Source organism: Bartonella sp. SL317 (genome assembly GCF_059687655.1).
Genome location: NZ_CM185144.1, coordinates 1,687,190 through 1,704,610 on the forward strand (window position 1 = coordinate 1,687,190; position 17,421 = coordinate 1,704,610).

Consider the following 17,421-nt stretch of genomic DNA (forward strand, 5'->3'; position numbering starts at 1 on the left):
ATAAGTTTTGTTACTTTTTTTGAGGGATAAAATGACGAAACCAAATGCTCGTGTAAAAGTTGGAAATGTTATTTTTTCAAATGAAATGCCTTTTTCATTAATTGCAGGGCCGTGTCAGATGGAAAGTCGTGATCATGCTTTTGAAATGGCTGGTCGGATTAAAATAATTACTGATCAGCTTGGTATTGGGTTTGTTTATAAATCGAGTTATGACAAAGCTAATCGAACCTCTTTGAGTGCCGCACGTGGCATTGGTCTTGAAAAAGCAATGGCTATTTTTTCTGATTTAAAAAAAGAGTTTGATTGTCCCATATTGACTGATGTGCATACCGAAGAGCAATGTAGGATTGTTTCTTCGACAGTTGATGTTTTACAAATACCGGCTTTTTTATGTCGTCAAACAGATCTTTTGGTTGCAGCTGCCAAAACAGGGCATGTTATTAATATTAAAAAAGGTCAGTTTTTGGCGCCGTGGGATATGGAAAATGTTTTACAAAAGGTTGTTTACAGTGGTAATCCCAATGTGATGCTTTGTGAGCGCGGCACGTCATTTGGTTATAACCGACTTATTTCGGATATGCGTTCGTTGCCTGTCTTACGTTCATTTGGGGCTCCTGTTATTTTCGATGCAACACATTCTGTTCAAGAACCTGGAGGGCAGGGGTCTTCATCTGGTGGACAGCGGCAGTTTGTTGAAATTTTAGCGCGTGCGGCTGTTTCTGTGGGGGTTGCAGGTATTTTCTTAGAAACGCATCAAGATCCAGATCATGCGCCTTCTGATGGTCCTAATATGATTAAAATTGATGATTTACAAAGATTGCTTGAGACTTTAATGGAATTTGACTATCTGTCAAAAAAGCTAAATTAAGATAAGAAGAGAAAAATGTTCCATGAGTAGGGCATTAGAAATGGGCGTGACTTTTATTGGATAGGGAAACATAGATGACTATAATTGTCGATATCATTGGGCGTGAGGTTCTTGATAGCCGTGGTAATCCAACGGTGGAAGTTGATGTTTATTTAGAAAATGGAGCTTTTGGTCGTGCTCTGGTTCCTTCAGGAGCTTCAACGGGGGCACATGAGGCTGTTGAGCTTCGTGATGGTGGTCCGCGTTATCAAGGGAAAGGTGTTGAAAAAGCAGTTGCAGCAGTTAATGGCGAAATTCTTGAAGAACTTGGTGGACGGGATGCAAGAGATCAGATCGCTATTGATCAAGCAATGATTGCTTTGGATGGAACGCCAAATAAATCTCGTCTTGGTGCTAATGCACTTCTTGGCGTTTCATTGGCTGTTGCAAAAGCTGCTGCGGACTCATTAAATTTACCCTTGTATCGTTATATTGGTGGGACGCAAGCGCATATTCTTCCAACTCCCATGATGAATATTATTAATGGTGGCGTTCATGCTGATAATCTGATTGATTTTCAAGAGTTTATGATTATTCCTGTAGGAGCCCCTACCGTGAGAGAGGCCATCCGTTATGGTGCTGAAGTTTTCCATGCATTGAAAAAGCGTTTAAAAGATGCGGGGCATAATACCAATGTTGGTGATGAAGGTGGTTTTGCACCGCAATTTAAAAGTGCAGATCAAGCAATTGACTTTATTATGGAATCTATCATCTCATGTGGCTATAAACTAGGTGAAGAGATTGCCCTTGGTTTAGACTGTGCTTCCACTGAATTTTATAAAAATGGCTCATATTTTTATAAAGGTGAAGGCAAATGCCGTGATATTCAAGAACAGGTAGATTATTTAGAGAACCTTGTGAAAAGTTATCCTATTATTACCATTGAAGATGGAATGGCAGAGGATGATTGGGAAGGATGGAAGCTCCTTACTGACACAATTGGAGAGAAATGTCAGCTTGTGGGCGATGATTTGTTTGTAACAAACTCAGCACGTTTGCGTGAGGGTATCAAAATGGGGGTAGGCAATTCTATTCTCATAAAAGTTAATCAAATTGGGACATTGAGTGAAACACTTGATGCTGTAGAAGTTGCCCATAAAGCAGGCTATCGTGCCATTATATCTCATCGCTCAGGTGAAACAGAGGATTCTTTTATTGCAGATCTTGCGGTTGCAGCGAACTGTGGACAAATTAAAACTGGTTCTCTTGCACGTTCGGATAGATTAGCAAAGTATAATCAACTTATTCGTATTGAGGAAATGCTAGGGGCCCAAGCATGTTATGCTGGTGATATAATCGTTAATCGTTGTGAGTGCAAAGTATGAGAGTATGATATTATTTAGATTATGAAATTGAACTGTCTTATTAAAGACATATACGCAGTGATTTTATAGGCATTTAAATTTATAGGGATTAAGATGAGAGGTGTAATTATTAGCCAAGATCAAGGAACGTATCTCGTTTCGGGTGATGATGATAAACGTTATCAATTTGCGACTTGGGATTGGTTGGGAAAGAAACCACCAAGGATTGGAGATACCGTTGATTTTGTCTGTGAAGGGGATGTTGTCAGTTCTGTTTTTCCATTGTTGAGACCAAGTACAGAGAATTCAAGGATAATGTTTGCACTCCTTTGTTGGTGTGCGGGTATCTTTGGTGTCCATCGCTTTATGGTTGGGAGAGTTCGGACAGGTGCTTTAATGCTTGTTTTATCTTTATCGGTTATTGGATTGATGATTTCCGGTATTTGGGCAATCGTTGATTTTATACTGATTGTCGCTGGAAGATTTACAGATAAAAATGGGAATCAGATTACAGATTTGTGAGAAAATTTTGTCATGATGTAAAGAACAGGGTATTCAGTTCGCTTTTTATGTTTTATAAATATATTAAGTTCATCATGCCAAATTATTGTACTCTATTTCTTTAATGTGAGATATTAAGAAAAATATATACCGTTAAATAAAAGTGGTGAAAAAGACTGTGCCATTTTATAGGGGTAAAACAACGACGTAAATCAACAACGATATGTTTTGTGTTGCTGCTTATAGCAACAGAAAACATTAGATTATTGGGGGGAGTTCTGGGTTATTTTAATTTCACGTTTATCATGGCTACTACAAATTTTATTTACGTCGTGAGGTTAATCGATATATTATCAAATTAGGAATAATCTCTTTATGAATAACACATGAGGGACAGCTTTATAGGTGGGCAAGAATGAAGGGTAGGGTTATTGGTCAGGATCAAGGAGATTATTTCGTTTCAGGGGCAGATGGTAAGCGTTATCAGTTTGCCACTTGGGATTGGTTAGGGGAAAAACCTCCGAAGATTGGTGATACTGTTGATTTTGTATATGAAGATAATGTTGTTAAATCTGTTCTTCCTCTGTTGAGTAAATCACAGTCAGACAAATCAAGGTTGGCGATAGCACTTGTTTGTTGGTTTTTTGGTTTATTGGGAATTCACCGCTTTATGGCTGGTAAAGTTGGAACCGGTATTGCAATGCTTCTTATAACGATAACAGGTATAGGACTCTTGGTTACTATACCTTGGGCATTTATTGATTTTATAGTTATTTTATCGGGATATTTTAGGGATGATAATGGCGATAAAATTACAAATTGGTAGAATTTTAGAATAATATAGAGCAAGGAACTCTCTAATTTTAATGTTATCGGATATATCAGGTTCATAATGTTAAATTACTTTGAGTATATGTCTTTAAAGTGAAATATTAAATAAAACTATTGAAAACTAAAGTAATATTTCATATAGAAAAGCGAAAGTACAAATCGAACAGCGTGCTTTGTATTGCCACTTATAATTGCGGGAATTTTAAGTTGTTGGGGGATTTTAAGCTTTTTAAATTGTAATACATCACGGTGAATACAGATCGTATTTATGCAGTGAGGTTTATCCAATATATTAGCATATTAGAAAAAAACTTCTTTATGAATAACATTTTATAGGTGGTGAAGATGAAAGGTAAGATTATTGGTGAGGATCAAGGAAATTATTTCATTTCAGGGGCTGATGGTAAGCGCTATCAATTTGCAAATTGGGATTGGTCAGGAAAAAAGCCGCCGAAGATTGGTGATACCGTTGATTTTGTTTGTGAAGGGGATAGCATTAAATCTATTTTCCCTATCTTGACTGAAGGTCAGTCACAACAATCAAAAGTGACGTTAGCGGTCGTTTGTTTTTTTCTAGGTGGACTAGGAATTCATCGTTTTATGGTTGGTAAAATTATAACTGGAATTGTAATGCTTCTTATAAGTATATTAAGTATAATAACTATACCGTTTACTATGGGGTTAGGGATTATTTTTATAGTTTCACCTTGGGTATTGATTGATTTTATAGTCATTTTAACGGGAAACTTTAGAGACAAAGATGGGAATAAAATCACAAGTTAGTGAATATGTAATTTATAATATAAATTATGATATAAAAAGTGAGGCATTCAGCTTACTTTGATTATCTTAAGGGGACAAATTGATGATAACAAATTGTTTGCACCTATAGATTGAGTAATGAGGTGTTAATCAAAATCGTGCATAGTTGGGCAAAACTATTAAGAAATTTGTGCTGTAGAGACTGTGCTATTTTATGTGGACAAAGCAAAAACGTCGATCAATCAAAGTACGCTTTGTACTACCTCTTATGACGGTAGGCGTTTTAAGTTATTTCAGTTACCATATTTATCATGGTGAGTATGGATTGTATTCACGCAGTGAGGTTAATCAACAGATTAGCGAATTGGAAAAGGAGCTTCATAAAATAGAAGCTGAGCGGGAATTCATTAAAAAGCGTATTTCTCTTTTACGCAATGGACATATCGAAAAGGATATGTTGGATGAGTATGTTCGAAAGAATTTAAACGTTTCTAAGCCAAATGAATTGACAATCTTAACGCCTTGTAAATGATAGCAAAAATGAATGAAAAGTCGCTTAATTTGAACGACAATCAGCAATGATATTGTTTAAGCTGGTTGATAAGGCTTGTAACTTTTGTTCGTAAAGGTTATTCCTAAATAATCATAAAAGGGAGTTTAATATGGCAGAAAGACTTAAAAAAAAATCTGCGTCGGTAGCGCACACTGCATTATCAAGCACCACAAAGAAAGCATCAATAGTAGATTTTACAAAAGAGGAAGAAATTGATGTTTATCGTGAAATGCTCTTAATTCGCCGTTTTGAAGAAAAAGCAGGACAACTGTATGGGATGGGGCTTATTGGGGGATTTTGTCATCTTTATATTGGGCAAGAAGCTGTTGTTATAGGGACTTTAAAGGCAACAAAAGAGGGGGATCAGGTTATTACGTCTTATCGTGATCATGGGCATATGTTAGCTGTTGGGATGAGCCCGCGTGGTGTCATGGCAGAATTAACGGGACGTCAGGGGGGCTTTTCCAAAGGGAAAGGGGGCTCGATGCATATGTTCTCTACAGAAAAGAACTTTTATGGTGGACATGGTATTGTTGGTGCGCAAGTTCCCATAGGTTCAGGTTTGGCATTTTCGAATCAATATCTTGGTAAAGATAATGTGACATTGGTTTATTTTGGTGATGGTGCAGCCAATCAGGGGCAGGTTTACGAAAGTTTTAATATGGCGTCTCTTTGGAAACTGCCCGTTATTTATATTATTGAAAACAATCAGTATGCTATGGGAACATCCGTTTCACGAGCATCTGCAGAAACTGATTTTTCTCGTCGTGGTCTTTCTTTTGAAATTCCAGGTATTGTTGTTGACGGTATGGATGTTCGCTCTGTAAAAGGAGCTGCTGATGAAGCAATTTCTTGGGCTCGTTCAGGTAAAGGGCCGATCATTCTTGATATGCAAACCTATCGTTATCGTGGTCATTCCATGTCTGATCCAGCGAAATATCGCTCTAAAGAAGAAGTCCAAAAAATAAAAGAGGAACACGATCCGATTGATCAAGTAAAAAGTCGGATTCTTAAAAAAAATTGGGCGAGTGAAGACGATTTGAAGTCTATTGAGAAAGAGATTCGTGCAATTGTTGCTGATGCGGTAGATTTTGCACAAAGTGATCAAGAGCCAGATGCTTCTGAGCTCTACACTGATATTTTAGTTTGATGCGAGGGAAGCAAGTATGTCTATTGATATTTTGATGCCGGCGCTTTCACCAACCATGGAAGAAGGTAAACTATCTAAGTGGCTTAAAAAAGAAGGTGATAAGGTTAGCTCTGGTGATGTTATTGCTGAAATTGAAACAGATAAGGCAACAATGGAAGTAGAGGCTGTTGATGAAGGCACTCTTGGTAAAGTTTTTGTTCCTGAAGGCTCTGAAGGCGTGAAGGTTAACACTGTTATTGCGGTTTTATTAGAAGAAGGTGAGCGTGCTGAGGATATTTCTCAACCTACAAATACATCACAAAAATCTGAAGTATCTTCTCCTGCTCTTCCTTCTTCAGTTCCACAGTCTCCAACTTTTGCGCCCCCTCCTGATTTTGATATTCCAGCGGGAACACAAATGGTAACAATGACAGTTCGTGAAGCACTTAATCAAGCTTTGGCTGAAGAAATGCGCCGTGATGAAAAGGTTTTTCTCATGGGAGAAGAAGTCGCGCAATATCAAGGAGCCTATAAAGTTAGCCAAGGTTTGTTGGAAGAATTCGGGGAGCGCCGAGTTATTGATACCCCAATTACAGAACACGGCTTTGCTGGGCTGGCTGTTGGTGCTGCTTTTGGAGGGCTACGCCCCATTGTCGAGTTTATGACATTTAATTTTGCCATGCAGGCAATGGATCAAATTATTAATTCAGCAGCAAAAACACGTTATATGTCTGGTGGACAAATGAGCGTTCCTATGGTTTTTCGCGGCCCCAATGGTGCTGCTGCTCGTGTTGGTGCTCAACATTCTCAATGTTATGCTGCATGGTATAGTCATATCCCAGGGCTGAAAGTTGTTATGCCTTATAGTGCAGCAGATGCAAAAGGTTTACTAAAAGCAGCTATTCGTGATGATAATCCTATTATTTTCCTTGAAAATGAGATTTTATACGGGCATCAATTTGAGGTTCCTCAACTTGATGATTTTGTTTTGCCTATTGGTAAAGCGCGTATCCATAAGTCTGGGCAAGATGTGACGATTGTTGCATACGGGATTGGAATGCATTACGCTGTTCAAGCATTACCAGAGATTGAAAAGCTTGATATTGACGTTGAATTAATTGATTTACGAACCATTCGTCCGATGGATCTTCCAACAATTCTTTCTTCCGTTAAAAAAACAGGTCGTTTGATAACAATTGAAGAGGGGTTTCCTCAGTCATCGGTGGGAACTGAAATAGCAACGCGTGTTATGCAGCAAGCTTTTGACTATCTTGATGCACCAATTGCGACGATTTCTGGCAAAGATGTTCCGATGCCTTATGCAGCGAATCTTGAAAAGTTGGCTTTGCCTGATACGGCTGAAATTATTGAGGCCGTTAAAGCTGTGACGTACAGAGCATAACGGAGGAAAGCATAATGCCCATTAAAATTACAATGCCAGCGCTTTCCCCTACGATGGAAGAGGGAAATTTAACAAAATGGAATATTAAGGAGGGTGATAAGGTTTCTTCTGGGGATGTTATTGCTGAAATTGAGACGGATAAAGCGACGATGGAAGTCGAGGCCGTTGATGAAGGTACAGTTGCTAAAATTGTTGTTCCTGCTGGAACACAAGGCGTTAAAGTGAATGCTTTGATTGTGGTTTTAGCAGAAGAAGGTGAAGATTTAGCTGAAGCTGCAAAAGTTGTAGAAGAAACGCCTTCTGTTGCAAGACAAGAACCAGAGGGTAAAGAGAGCGTAAAACAGACAGATTTTCTAAAGCCGGCGGACTCAAAGGATGTAAAAATGTCTCATGAATCATCAGTGCAGCAATTCATACAGCAAGATAAAGAAGGAAATCGTCTTTTTGCTTCTCCTTTAGCACGGCGATTAGCTTTGCAGGCTGGTCTTGATTTATCTCTTATTTCTGGAAGTGGTCCGCATGGACGTATTATCAAGCGCGATGTAGAAAAAGCTATGAGCGGCGGTCTTTCTCAAGCTTCTTATGCGTCACAGATGGGAGAGGCGGTCGCAGCAGGTGCTTCTGATAAACAGATATTGAAGCTCTTTAAAGAGGATGAATATATCTTCACTCCCCATAATAATATGCGTAAAACGATTGCTACACGTTTGGTGGAATCAAAACAAAGAGTTCCACATTTCTATGTGAGTGTAGATTGTGAACTTGATGCGTTATTAGCGCTGCGTACGCAGTTGAATGCTGCTGCACCAATGGTTAAGACGCAGGAAGAAGCTAAGCCTACTTATAAGCTTTCAGTTAATGATATGGTGATCAAAGCTGTGGCTCTTTCTTTGAAAGCGGTTCCTGATGCGAATGTCTCTTGGCTTGAAGGTGGAATGCTTCATCATAAACATTGTGATGTTGGGGTTGCAGTGTCTATTCCCAATGGATTAATTACGCCGATCATTCGCCATGCAGAGGAAAAGCCGTTATCGCTTATTTCAAAAGAAATGAAAGATTTTACAAAGCGGGCGCGTGAGCACAAGTTAAAAATGGAAGAATATCAAGGGGGGACAACAGCTGTATCCAATATGGGGATGTATGGTGTAAAAAGTTTTTCTGCTATCCTTAATCCACCGCATGCGACGATTTTTGCCATTGGTGCAGGAGAACAACGCGCTGTTGTTAAAAATGGTGCATTAGCTGTCGCGACAGTTATGTCGGTTACACTTTCTGCTGATCATCGCGCTGTTGATGGAGCTTTAGCAGCAGAGCTCGCGCGGACTTTTAAGAAGATAATTGAAAATCCATTAGCAATGTTGGTTTGAACGAAAGTTCTTCACGTAAATTGTCAGAGAGTGTGTTAAGAGAGTAAAAACAAATTTAAAAAGTCTGAAGAGCAATATTATGGCCGTTTCTAGAATATTATTGCTGTTTCTAGTTTGGATAAAGTATTTATATGATACTGAGAGTAAAAGACGTAAGATCATTCTGTCATGTTGGTTTTTAGTCTTAAGTTTAAAAAGTACATAGCCATTTTATATATATCCATGGAGGAATTACTGTGGCAAGTCTTTATGATGTAATTGTGATTGGATCAGGTCCAGGCGGATATGTAACCGCAATTCGTGCAGCGCAATGTGGCTTTAAGACAGCAATTGTTGAGCGTGAACATTTAGGGGGGATTTGTTTAAATTGGGGATGTATTCCAACAAAAGCCCTTTTACGTTCAGCGGAAATGAAACATTTTGCCGAACATGCAAAAGATTATGGACTAAAAATTAATGGTTCAATTGAAGCAAGCATCAAAGATGTTGTGGCACGTTCACGCGGCGTTTCAGCACGTTTAAATGCGGGTGTTGGTTTTTTAATGAAAAAAAACAAAATTGATATTATCTGGGGTGAAGCAAAGCTTACGAAGGAAGCGAAAGGAAGCCAGCCTGCGGAAATTATGGTTTCGTCATCGTCCAAGCCAATTATGCAACCGCAAAATCCAGTCCCTAAAGGAACATTAGGAGCGGGGACTTATCAAGCAAAGCACATCATTATTGCAACAGGAGCACGCCCTCGTGTTCTTCCTAATATTGAACCAGATGGAAAGCTCATTTGGACTTATTTTGAAGCGATGATACCACCAGCAATGCCAAAATCGCTTTTGGTTATAGGATCTGGAGCTATTGGCATTGAATTTGCTTCCTTTTATCGTGATATGGGCGCTGAGGTCACTGTTGTTGAAATGATGCCTCATATCATGCCGGCTGAAGATATTGAAATTTCAACATTTGCTCGTAAACAGTTAGAGAAAAAAGGTTTACGCATTCTTTGCCAAGCAAAAGTAACAAAAGTTGAAAAAGCTCTCAATTCTGTGACTGTACATATTGATGTTCAAGGCAAAACAGAGACAATAACGGTTGACCGATTAATTTCCGCTGTTGGGGTTCAGGGTAATATTGAGAATCTTGGGTTAGAAGCTGTGGGAATAAAAACCGATCGTGGATGCATTGTAACTGATGAATGGAGTTGGACAGGAGTTGCAGGTATTTATGCTATCGGTGATGTGGCAGGTCCTCCTATGTTAGCGCATAAAGCAGAAGAAGAAGGCGTGATATGTATTGAACGTCTTGCTGGTTTAAAAAATGTTCATCCGCTTGATAAGAAAAAAATTCCAGGGTGTACCTATTGCACACCGCAAGTTGCTTCTGTAGGGTTTTCAGAAGCGGCAGCAAAAGAAGCAGGTTATGATATACGGATTGGTCGTTATTCCTTTTCAGCCAATGGCAAAGCGATTGCTTTGGGTGAAGATCAGGGATTAGTCAAAACAATTTTTGATAAAAAGACAGGACAGCTTCTTGGAGCTCATATGGTAGGGGCTGAGGTAACAGAATTGATTCAGGGGTTTGTTATTGCCATGAATCTTGAAACTACAGAAGAAGAATTAATGCATACTGTCTTTCCACATCCGACCTTATCGGAAATGATGAAAGAAAGTGTGTTGGATGCTTATGATCAAGTTTTAAACGCTTGATGGTTGGCTTTGTATGAAAAATCTTATATTTTTCATGAATCCTTCGTATTTATAAGGCAAAGGCTTAAATGGTTACGGTTGTTGATAGAGTTACGAATAGACGTTTGCGTCATCCTGAAAAGGCCCATCGTCCAGATACAAGCGTTCAGAAAAAGCCAGATTGGATTCGTGTAAAAGCACCAACATCACCGATCTATAAGGAAACGCATAGCATTGTTCGCACCCATAAGTTAGTGACTGTCTGTGAAGAAGCAGGCTGCCCTAATATTGGTGAATGTTGGAGCCAGCGGCATGCCAGCTTTATGATTTTGGGTGAGATATGTACGCGCGCATGTGCTTTTTGTAACGTTGCAACAGGTATTCCGCTTGCCGTTGATGATAATGAGCCAGCACGTGTAGCCGATGCTGTTGCGCGGATGGAATTAAAGCATGTCGTCATCACATCGGTTGATCGCGATGATCTTGCTGATGGTGGTGCTGAACATTTTGCAAAAGTTATTTATGCGATTCGTCGAGAAGCGCCTAAAACGACGATTGAAGTTCTTACCCCTGATTTTCGTCATAAGGATGGTGCTCTAGAAATTGTTGTTGCTGCTAAGCCTGATGTTTTTAACCATAATTTAGAAACAGTTCCTTCTAAATATTTAAAGGTTCGTCCAGGAGCGCGTTATTTTCATTCAATTCGTCTGTTACAACGTGTTAAAGAATTGGATCCAACAATTTTTACAAAATCGGGAATTATGGTTGGCCTTGGGGAAGAGAGAAATGAAATTCTGCAGTTGATGGATGATTTACGCGCTGCGGATGTGGATTTTATGACCATTGGACAATATTTGCAGCCTACGCGAAAACATCATCCAGTTATTCGTTTTGTACCTCCTGAAGAGTTTGAATCCTTTGCCAAAATTGGTAAAGCAAAAGGATTTTTACATATGGCTTCTAATCCTTTGACGCGTTCATCTCATCATGCAGGAGATGATTTTGCCATTTTGCAAAAAGCGCGTGATGAAAAATTTGCTTTACAGAGATAACAATGCCAAATTTTTCAACACATCGGCAAGTTGCTCATAGTGCTCGTGAGATGTTTGACCTTGTATCCGATATCGAGCGTTATCCTGAATTTCTACCTATGTGTGAGGCTTTAATAATACGCTCTCGCAAGAAATGTGAAGAAAAAACATTGCTTCTTGCAGATATGACTGTTGGCTATAAGGTTATTCGGGAAACTTTTACAACACAAGTTTTTCTTCAGCCGAAAAAAGGCTTGATAGAGGTTAACTATATTGATGGGCCATTTAAATATCTTGAAAACCGTTGGATCTTTCATGATATTGAAAATACCAATGCCTGTAATATAGAATTTTTTATTGATTATGAATTTAAAAATAAAATACTCGGACGCGTGATGGGCTCAATGTTTGATATTGCATTTCGTAAATTTACCGATGCTTTTGAAAAACGTGCTCATCAGATTTATGGCTCTTCGGTAACATAATCTATTGCGTTATTTTTTTACAATACACATTGCTATAAAGGCATAAAAATAGAAATTAATTTTTATCTTCATGCCTTTTAATTCAGGGTTTTGGTTTTCAAAGGCATATAAAGAAAGATCATTTTAAATAATTGAGATGCTTATAGTCTCACACTTTTGCTTCTTTCTTTTTTAGGGGCACATTTTTTTAACAGAACATCACAACATTATCAGGTAATATATTGATTTATAATAATATATTATTATTCATATTGAGTTAAAACTCTTAATACCGTAGGATTCTTTCGTTCTAGGTCTGTTTTTATATTGAAACAATGAAAAACACTCACTTGCATGTTATAAATGCTAAGAGGCATGTGGATAAAAATTATTAAAGGAAGGAATAAGTTATGTCTTTTATGAATCGATAAAGGACTAAGAGTTGTCGTGATATTAAGAGTTGACAAAGTGTGTGTGGTCTCGCTTTTATGACATATATTCATAGGCTTTTAAAAAAAAGCAATATCTCTCAGAACAAGAGATTCTCATTTCACGACAGCGCATATAAATGGTACAAAGACGCCGTAAAAGTGTATAAAATTGTGCACTGCATTTACACTTATGACTTATGAAGAAGTAGTTTACACTCTTGTTATCTCTTAGATGTTGCAGCAGCTCTTCGCACTTGATAGAGGCACAAATGTTCTTTTTTTCATAATTCTTATTTCACACAGCTTTCATCATTTGCGGTTTGAAAGTGAATGAATTTGTTCAATTCAACATAAAAAAGGACTGGAAATAACTTTAGGATATTCGGGTCTTTTATGTCCAAGTTGGAATATAATAAATTATTCTGATGACAATTATGACTCCAATGTGGAAGAGAGAATTTTGAAATTGGTATGGTAATTCAGTGAAGTAGTTCCAGAATCATTTGAAAAGCATTCTCAACAGTTGCATGGCGGATAGTCTTTCGATCAAGATCACCAAAATGCATTTCTTGGTGCAGGGGAGAGTGATTTTTGTAAGCAACCGCAAAATGCACAAGTCCGATAGGTTTGTTCAGACTTGCACCTCCTGGACCAGCAATGCCTGTTACAGAAACCGCAATGTCAGCTTGTGAATGTTTTAATCCACCCTCGGCCATTGCAAGAGCAACTTCCTTTGAGACGGCACCGTAGGTTTTTATAAGTTCAGCGCATACACCAACAAGGCGCGTTTTGGATTCATTTGAATAAACAACGAATCCACAATCGAGCACATCGGATGATCCTGCAATATTCGTGAGGTTTGCAGAAATGAGTCCTCCTGTACAAGACTCGACAGTTGTTAACAGCAAACCTTTTTGGCGACAGGTATTAAGAACTTCACGCGCTTGTTTTTCACAAAAACATGTCATTTGGGAATTTCTCCTGGATAAAGAACACTCGCTGTTGCCAAAGCTGCAATGCCCTCGCCACGACCAATAAATCCCAGTTTTTCATTTGTTGTTGCTTTGATAGAGATGCGATCAGGTGTTATTGCAAGTATTGTCATAAGGTTTTCTGTCATAGCGTGACGATAGGGGCCAATTTTAGGGTTTTCAGCGATAATTGTGATATCCACATTCGCAATACGACCACCCGCTTGTATAATAATATCAAGCGCATGGCGTAGAAAAATTTCTGATGATACATTTTTCCATTGAGGATCAGAGGGAGGAAAATGTGTACCAATATCTCCTGCACCTTGGGTTGCAAGAAGAGCATCTGTTAATGCATGAAGCGCAACGTCCGCATCGGAGTGTCCATTTAATTTTTTATGAAAAGGGATCTTTATACCACATAATATGAGAAAATCTCCTTCTTCGAAAGAATGAACATCATAACCATTGCCAGTACGGATATCAGGAAACATTTGCATTTTTTTCTGGAGGTGGAAAAGGGCGGTATCAAAATCTTCTTGCCATGTAATTTTTATATTATGAGGATCACCTAGAACAGTAAGCATAGGAATCCCAAACCATTCGGCAATGGCACAATCATCAGTAAAGTCTTCTTTACCAAGTTTTTTTGCTTGTTTGTGGGCTGCTAAAATATGATCAAAGGGAAAACACTGTGGCGTTTGTGCACAGTAAAGATGGGTACGGGGAATTGTTTCTAAAACATGCTGATGATTGACGCGTTTAAGCGTATCAGAGACTGGTAAAACAGGAAGAACACCTTTTTCAGACGTGATCGTGTTATGAATGTTATCAAGGAGCTTATTTTCGACAAAGGGGCGTGCTCCATCATGAATATGCACATATTGGGGATTGAGATTTTTAAGTGCCTGCAGCCCATGTAAGGTAGAGATTTGACGTGTATTGCCTCCTTCAACGATAATAAGGCGCTCTTTAAATTCGGCGAGTGCTTGTTCACAGATTTGACGATCTTCTGGATGAATAACCAGGATAATCGTTGTGATAGTTGGATGCTGCAAAAAACAACGAACAGTATGATAAATAACCGGCTTTTGTCCTAGAAGCCGATATTGTTTTGGAATTTTATAGGGAGATTCTGCTCTTTCACCACGTCCAGCGGCTAATATTATTGCTGCGATAGAAATATTAAAATCTCCTTGTATTATGATTTCAGTTTACTCTTTTATCGTTCATTTTAAAATGATTTTGAAAGGATGACCGTTGTAAATCAGCAAGGGATATCACAGATAACACCTCAAAAAAAGCATTTAATGCTTTTTGAAGTGCGGTATTTAAACCACAAAAATCAATCAATGGGCAATTGGATTCAGCAGGATCGAAACATTCTGCGAGAGAAAAGTTATCTTCTGTAACTTTCACAACATCAGCAACTGAAATCTCTGCTGCGGGTTTAGCCAATTTAACACCACCATTGCGTCCGCGCACTGTTTGTATAAAACCTGCTTGAACAAGCGGTTGAAGGATTTTGAATAAAAAAAGTTCCGAAACAGCATATGTTTTAGCAATTTCTGGAACACGACTGAGAGTTCCCTGATTATCTGCACAATACATGAGCATTCGAAGAGCATAATTTGTCTGTTTTGTTAATCGCATCTCATTTCCTTTGTAAAGCATTATCGAATGCGGTTTAATTTAAAGATTTTGTAAAATGGAGCAGTTCTTTCCCATTGACTATATTTGCTCTATTTTAAATAGAGTATTACTATTGTCAATTTCTGTCACAAAAGGTTATATGAGAATAATGGGATAAGGATCTGTAAGCTCATGATGAATGCAACGTCTGTGACGAAACTTCAAGACATGGATGAAAGTACTTATAACGATGATTTGTATCGTTTAAATAAGGTATATATCTTTTTAGGGATTGCTATTATTGTCTTGGCTTTACTTACAGCTTCTGCTTCATTTATTATTCTTATCGGATTAACCCCTGTTGTTCCCAGTAGAACGGTCACCCTTATTCTTATAGGGATTAATAGTTTCTGGATTTTAGGGCTTGTTGTCATCGTTTTTTATGAGATGATTCCCATCATTCGTGCTTGGCGTTCAAGACGTGCAGGATCACGCCTTCATGTGCGTCTTATTTCATTGTTTGCACTTGTTGCAACGATGCCAGCTGTTGCGGTCGCTCTTGTATCAGGTCCCGCATTAAATTTAGGGCTTGATCGATGGTTTGATACAACAACGCGGCAAATTGTAGGTTCTTCTATTGATTTAGCAAATGCTTATGCAGATGAAATGCTTCAAAATTTAAAAAACTTATCCTATGCTATGGCGTTTGCACTTGATAATAAAAAACTTTTAGAACGTAATCCAGCTGAATATCGGATGCAATTGACGCGTCATGCTCTAGGACGCAATTTGCGTGGTGCATTTTTGTTAAGTTCTAGCGGAACTATTTTTATATCAAGTGCTATTGGTGATGAGGATAAACTGCCAATTCCTCCTGCGCATCTTATTGAACGTGCAACCAGTGCAAGGCCTTTTTCTTTTCAGCCAGGTGTTCACGATTATTTTGGTATTATTTTAAAATTTACCAATATTCCAAACACATTTTTATATTTGGTGCGTGATGTTGATAAAGGCGTTTTATCGGCTTTGCGTTTGACAGAAGTCAATACAGATCGTTATCGCGATTTAAATGAAAACCGCCTGCTGACGCAAATTGCATTTGGTATGCTTTATTTATGTCTTTTTTTTAGTTTGTTCTTATCCGCTATTTGGGCTGCGATTGCTGTCGCTGATCGCTTAGTTCGTCCTATTCGTCTTCTCATTAGTGCTGCTGATGATGTTGCTTCTGGGAATATGGAAATTTTTGTACCAGTACGAGCAAAAGATGGAGATATTGGGCAATTATCTAAAACGTTTAATTATATGGTCAGTGAATTGAAAAGTCGGCGCAATGAATTGATTGCAGTGCGTGATCAAATTGATGAAAGACGGCGTTTTTCTGAAGCTGTGTTATCGGGTGTAACAGCGGGAGTAGCCGGTATCGATGATAATGGTGATATTACAATTATTAATCGGTCTATTGAAACGATGTTTGATATTCGTTTTGAACAGGTTGTTGGACAAAGCCTTTTATCTTTGAGTGCTGAAATCTGGCAGGTTTTTCAATTTGCACGTTCATTGGGGCGTAAAAATCATCATGAACAGGTCACTTTAAACGTTGCAGGAAAAGAGCGTGTCTGTAATGTTCAAGTTACGATGGAAGAGGATGATGGACAGGGGCAATCTTGGGTTCTAACCATTGATGATATTACAGATCTTGTTGCAGCACAACGTACAGCAGCGTGGGCCGATATTGCACGGCGTATTGCACACGAAATAAAAAATCCCCTCACACCTATTCAGTTATCGGCTGAGCGTATTCGTAAACGTTATAACAAAGTTATTACACAAGATAGAGAGGTTTTTGAGCGGTGTATTGACACAATTATTCGACAGGTTGGCGATATTGGGCGTATGGTTGATGAGTTTTCTTCTTTTGCACGTATGCCCAAACCACAAATGCATGTTTTAGATATACGTGAATTGTTGCGTGAAGCATGTTTCTTGATAGAAGTAACGCGACATGATATTCATTTTGAGCAAGACTTAGGAAGTCACCCCCTTATGGGGGCATTTGATAATCGTCTCATTGTACAGGCTTTTTGCAACGTTATCAAAAATGCCAGTGAATCCATAGATTCTGTTTTGCGAGAGGAAAATATTCGCGGCCATATTCTTATCCGTTCTTATCGTCAAGAAGAATGGGTGATTGTGGATGTTGTTGATAACGGGAAAGGACTTCCTAAAGAGCAAAGACAAAAGCTATTAGAACCCTATATAACAACGCGGGAGAAAGGAACAGGACTAGGATTAGCCATTGTACGCAAAGTTATAGAAGATCACGGTGGTTCTATGGAGCTTCATGATGCACCAGAGAGTTTTTATGAAGGTCGTGGTGCGATGATCCGTTTGATATTTCCGGCGCAGGGAGAAAAGCAGGGTCGTATTATACAAGCTATAAATCATAAGATAGGGGAATAG

At 38.6% G+C, this 17,421-nt stretch carries 16 protein-coding genes; 13 read left to right on the top strand and 3 right to left on the bottom strand.

Annotated features, from left to right (window positions below; translation table 11 throughout):
• Positions 1-31: 31 nt before the first annotated feature.
• From kdsA to AC6ER9_RS07010, 12 genes are all read left to right on the top strand, one after another.
• The gene (gene kdsA, locus AC6ER9_RS06955; RefSeq protein ID WP_497074046.1) at positions 32-868 is read left to right on the top strand and encodes a 3-deoxy-8-phosphooctulonate synthase; all 837 of its coding nucleotides are present in this window, start codon (positions 32-34) and stop codon (positions 866-868) included.
• A gap of 74 nt (positions 869-942) precedes the next feature.
• Positions 943-2,232, top strand: coding sequence for a phosphopyruvate hydratase (gene eno / locus AC6ER9_RS06960; protein WP_497074047.1), 1,290 nt, complete (start codon positions 943-945; stop codon positions 2,230-2,232).
• Positions 2,233-2,325: 93 nt separating this feature from the next.
• Positions 2,326-2,733 (top strand): TM2 domain-containing protein, encoded by a 408-nt coding sequence (locus AC6ER9_RS06965; RefSeq protein ID WP_497074048.1) that lies wholly within the window; start codon positions 2,326-2,328, stop codon positions 2,731-2,733.
• Positions 2,734-3,127: 394 nt separating this feature from the next.
• The gene (locus AC6ER9_RS06970; protein WP_497074049.1) at positions 3,128-3,538 is read left to right on the top strand and encodes a TM2 domain-containing protein; all 411 of its coding nucleotides are present in this window, start codon (positions 3,128-3,130) and stop codon (positions 3,536-3,538) included.
• Positions 3,539-3,888: 350 nt separating this feature from the next.
• Entirely contained in the window at positions 3,889-4,326 is a 438-nt protein-coding gene (locus AC6ER9_RS06975; RefSeq protein ID WP_497074050.1) for a TM2 domain-containing protein, read from the top strand.
• Between the two features lie 193 nt (positions 4,327-4,519).
• Positions 4,520-4,837, top strand: coding sequence for an FtsB family cell division protein (locus AC6ER9_RS06980; RefSeq protein WP_142417142.1), 318 nt, complete (start codon positions 4,520-4,522; stop codon positions 4,835-4,837).
• A 130-nt stretch (positions 4,838-4,967) separates the two neighbouring features.
• On the top strand, positions 4,968-6,008 hold the full coding sequence (pdhA, locus tag AC6ER9_RS06985; protein WP_497074051.1) for a pyruvate dehydrogenase (acetyl-transferring) E1 component subunit alpha: 1,041 nt from the start codon (positions 4,968-4,970) through the stop codon (positions 6,006-6,008).
• A 16-nt stretch (positions 6,009-6,024) separates the two neighbouring features.
• Positions 6,025-7,389: a pyruvate dehydrogenase complex E1 component subunit beta gene (locus AC6ER9_RS06990; RefSeq protein ID WP_497074052.1), complete on the top strand. Its 1,365-nt coding sequence runs from the start codon at positions 6,025-6,027 to the stop codon at positions 7,387-7,389.
• 14 nt (positions 7,390-7,403) lie between these two features.
• On the top strand, positions 7,404-8,756 hold the full coding sequence (locus AC6ER9_RS06995) for a pyruvate dehydrogenase complex dihydrolipoamide acetyltransferase (RefSeq protein ID WP_497074053.1): 1,353 nt from the start codon (positions 7,404-7,406) through the stop codon (positions 8,754-8,756).
• A 236-nt stretch (positions 8,757-8,992) separates the two neighbouring features.
• Positions 8,993-10,453 (top strand): dihydrolipoyl dehydrogenase, encoded by a 1,461-nt coding sequence (lpdA, locus tag AC6ER9_RS07000; RefSeq protein WP_497074054.1) that lies wholly within the window; start codon positions 8,993-8,995, stop codon positions 10,451-10,453.
• Positions 10,454-10,521: 68 nt separating this feature from the next.
• Complete coding sequence (gene lipA / locus AC6ER9_RS07005; RefSeq protein WP_497074055.1) at positions 10,522-11,484, top strand: lipoyl synthase; 963 nt, start codon at positions 10,522-10,524, stop codon at positions 11,482-11,484.
• Between the two features lie 2 nt (positions 11,485-11,486).
• Positions 11,487-11,948 carry a type II toxin-antitoxin system RatA family toxin gene (locus AC6ER9_RS07010; RefSeq protein WP_497074056.1) on the top strand — a complete coding sequence of 154 codons (462 nt, stop codon included), beginning with the start codon at positions 11,487-11,489 and terminating at the stop codon, positions 11,946-11,948.
• An 889-nt stretch (positions 11,949-12,837) separates the two neighbouring features.
• Here AC6ER9_RS07010 and AC6ER9_RS07015 read toward each other — a convergent pair.
• The 3 genes from AC6ER9_RS07015 to rirA are packed head-to-tail and all read right to left on the bottom strand — an operon-like array spanning position 12,838 to position 14,982.
• A complete protein-coding gene (locus AC6ER9_RS07015; RefSeq protein ID WP_497074057.1) occupies positions 12,838-13,326 on the bottom strand; it encodes a CinA family protein in 489 nt (162 codons plus the stop codon).
• Positions 13,323-14,513: a bifunctional 2-C-methyl-D-erythritol 4-phosphate cytidylyltransferase/2-C-methyl-D-erythritol 2,4-cyclodiphosphate synthase gene (locus tag AC6ER9_RS07020; protein ID WP_497075304.1), complete on the bottom strand. Its 1,191-nt coding sequence runs from the start codon at positions 14,511-14,513 to the stop codon at positions 13,323-13,325. The genes AC6ER9_RS07015 and AC6ER9_RS07020 overlap by 4 nt, the downstream gene beginning before the upstream one ends.
• Before the next feature lie 25 nt (positions 14,514-14,538).
• The gene (gene rirA / locus AC6ER9_RS07025) at positions 14,539-14,982 is read right to left on the bottom strand and encodes an iron-responsive transcriptional regulator RirA (RefSeq protein WP_497074058.1); all 444 of its coding nucleotides are present in this window, start codon (positions 14,980-14,982) and stop codon (positions 14,539-14,541) included.
• 174 nt (positions 14,983-15,156) lie between these two features.
• Here rirA and AC6ER9_RS07030 point away from each other — a divergent pair, with 174 nt between their 5' ends.
• The gene (locus tag AC6ER9_RS07030; RefSeq protein WP_497075305.1) at positions 15,157-17,421 is read left to right on the top strand and encodes a sensor histidine kinase NtrY-like; all 2,265 of its coding nucleotides are present in this window, start codon (positions 15,157-15,159) and stop codon (positions 17,419-17,421) included.

Coding starts and splice junctions, on each gene's coding strand:
- pdhA (WP_497074051.1), top strand. CDS start 4,968: ATGGCAGAAAGACTTAAAAAAAAATCTGCGTCGGTAGCGCACACTGCA.
- kdsA (WP_497074046.1), top strand. CDS start 32: ATGACGAAACCAAATGCTCGTGTAAAAGTTGGAAATGTTATTTTTTCA.
- AC6ER9_RS07015 (WP_497074057.1), bottom strand. CDS start 13,326: ATGACATGTTTTTGTGAAAAACAAGCGCGTGAAGTTCTTAATACCTGT.
- AC6ER9_RS06995 (WP_497074053.1), top strand. CDS start 7,404: ATGCCCATTAAAATTACAATGCCAGCGCTTTCCCCTACGATGGAAGAG.
- AC6ER9_RS07030 (WP_497075305.1), top strand. CDS start 15,157: ATGAATGCAACGTCTGTGACGAAACTTCAAGACATGGATGAAAGTACT.
- AC6ER9_RS06980 (WP_142417142.1), top strand. CDS start 4,520: ATGTGGACAAAGCAAAAACGTCGATCAATCAAAGTACGCTTTGTACTA.
- eno (WP_497074047.1), top strand. CDS start 943: ATGACTATAATTGTCGATATCATTGGGCGTGAGGTTCTTGATAGCCGT.
- AC6ER9_RS06965 (WP_497074048.1), top strand. CDS start 2,326: ATGAGAGGTGTAATTATTAGCCAAGATCAAGGAACGTATCTCGTTTCG.
- AC6ER9_RS06975 (WP_497074050.1), top strand. CDS start 3,889: ATGAAAGGTAAGATTATTGGTGAGGATCAAGGAAATTATTTCATTTCA.
- AC6ER9_RS07010 (WP_497074056.1), top strand. CDS start 11,487: ATGCCAAATTTTTCAACACATCGGCAAGTTGCTCATAGTGCTCGTGAG.
- AC6ER9_RS06990 (WP_497074052.1), top strand. CDS start 6,025: ATGTCTATTGATATTTTGATGCCGGCGCTTTCACCAACCATGGAAGAA.
- AC6ER9_RS06970 (WP_497074049.1), top strand. CDS start 3,128: ATGAAGGGTAGGGTTATTGGTCAGGATCAAGGAGATTATTTCGTTTCA.
- lipA (WP_497074055.1), top strand. CDS start 10,522: ATGGTTACGGTTGTTGATAGAGTTACGAATAGACGTTTGCGTCATCCT.
- rirA (WP_497074058.1), bottom strand. CDS start 14,982: ATGCGATTAACAAAACAGACAAATTATGCTCTTCGAATGCTCATGTAT.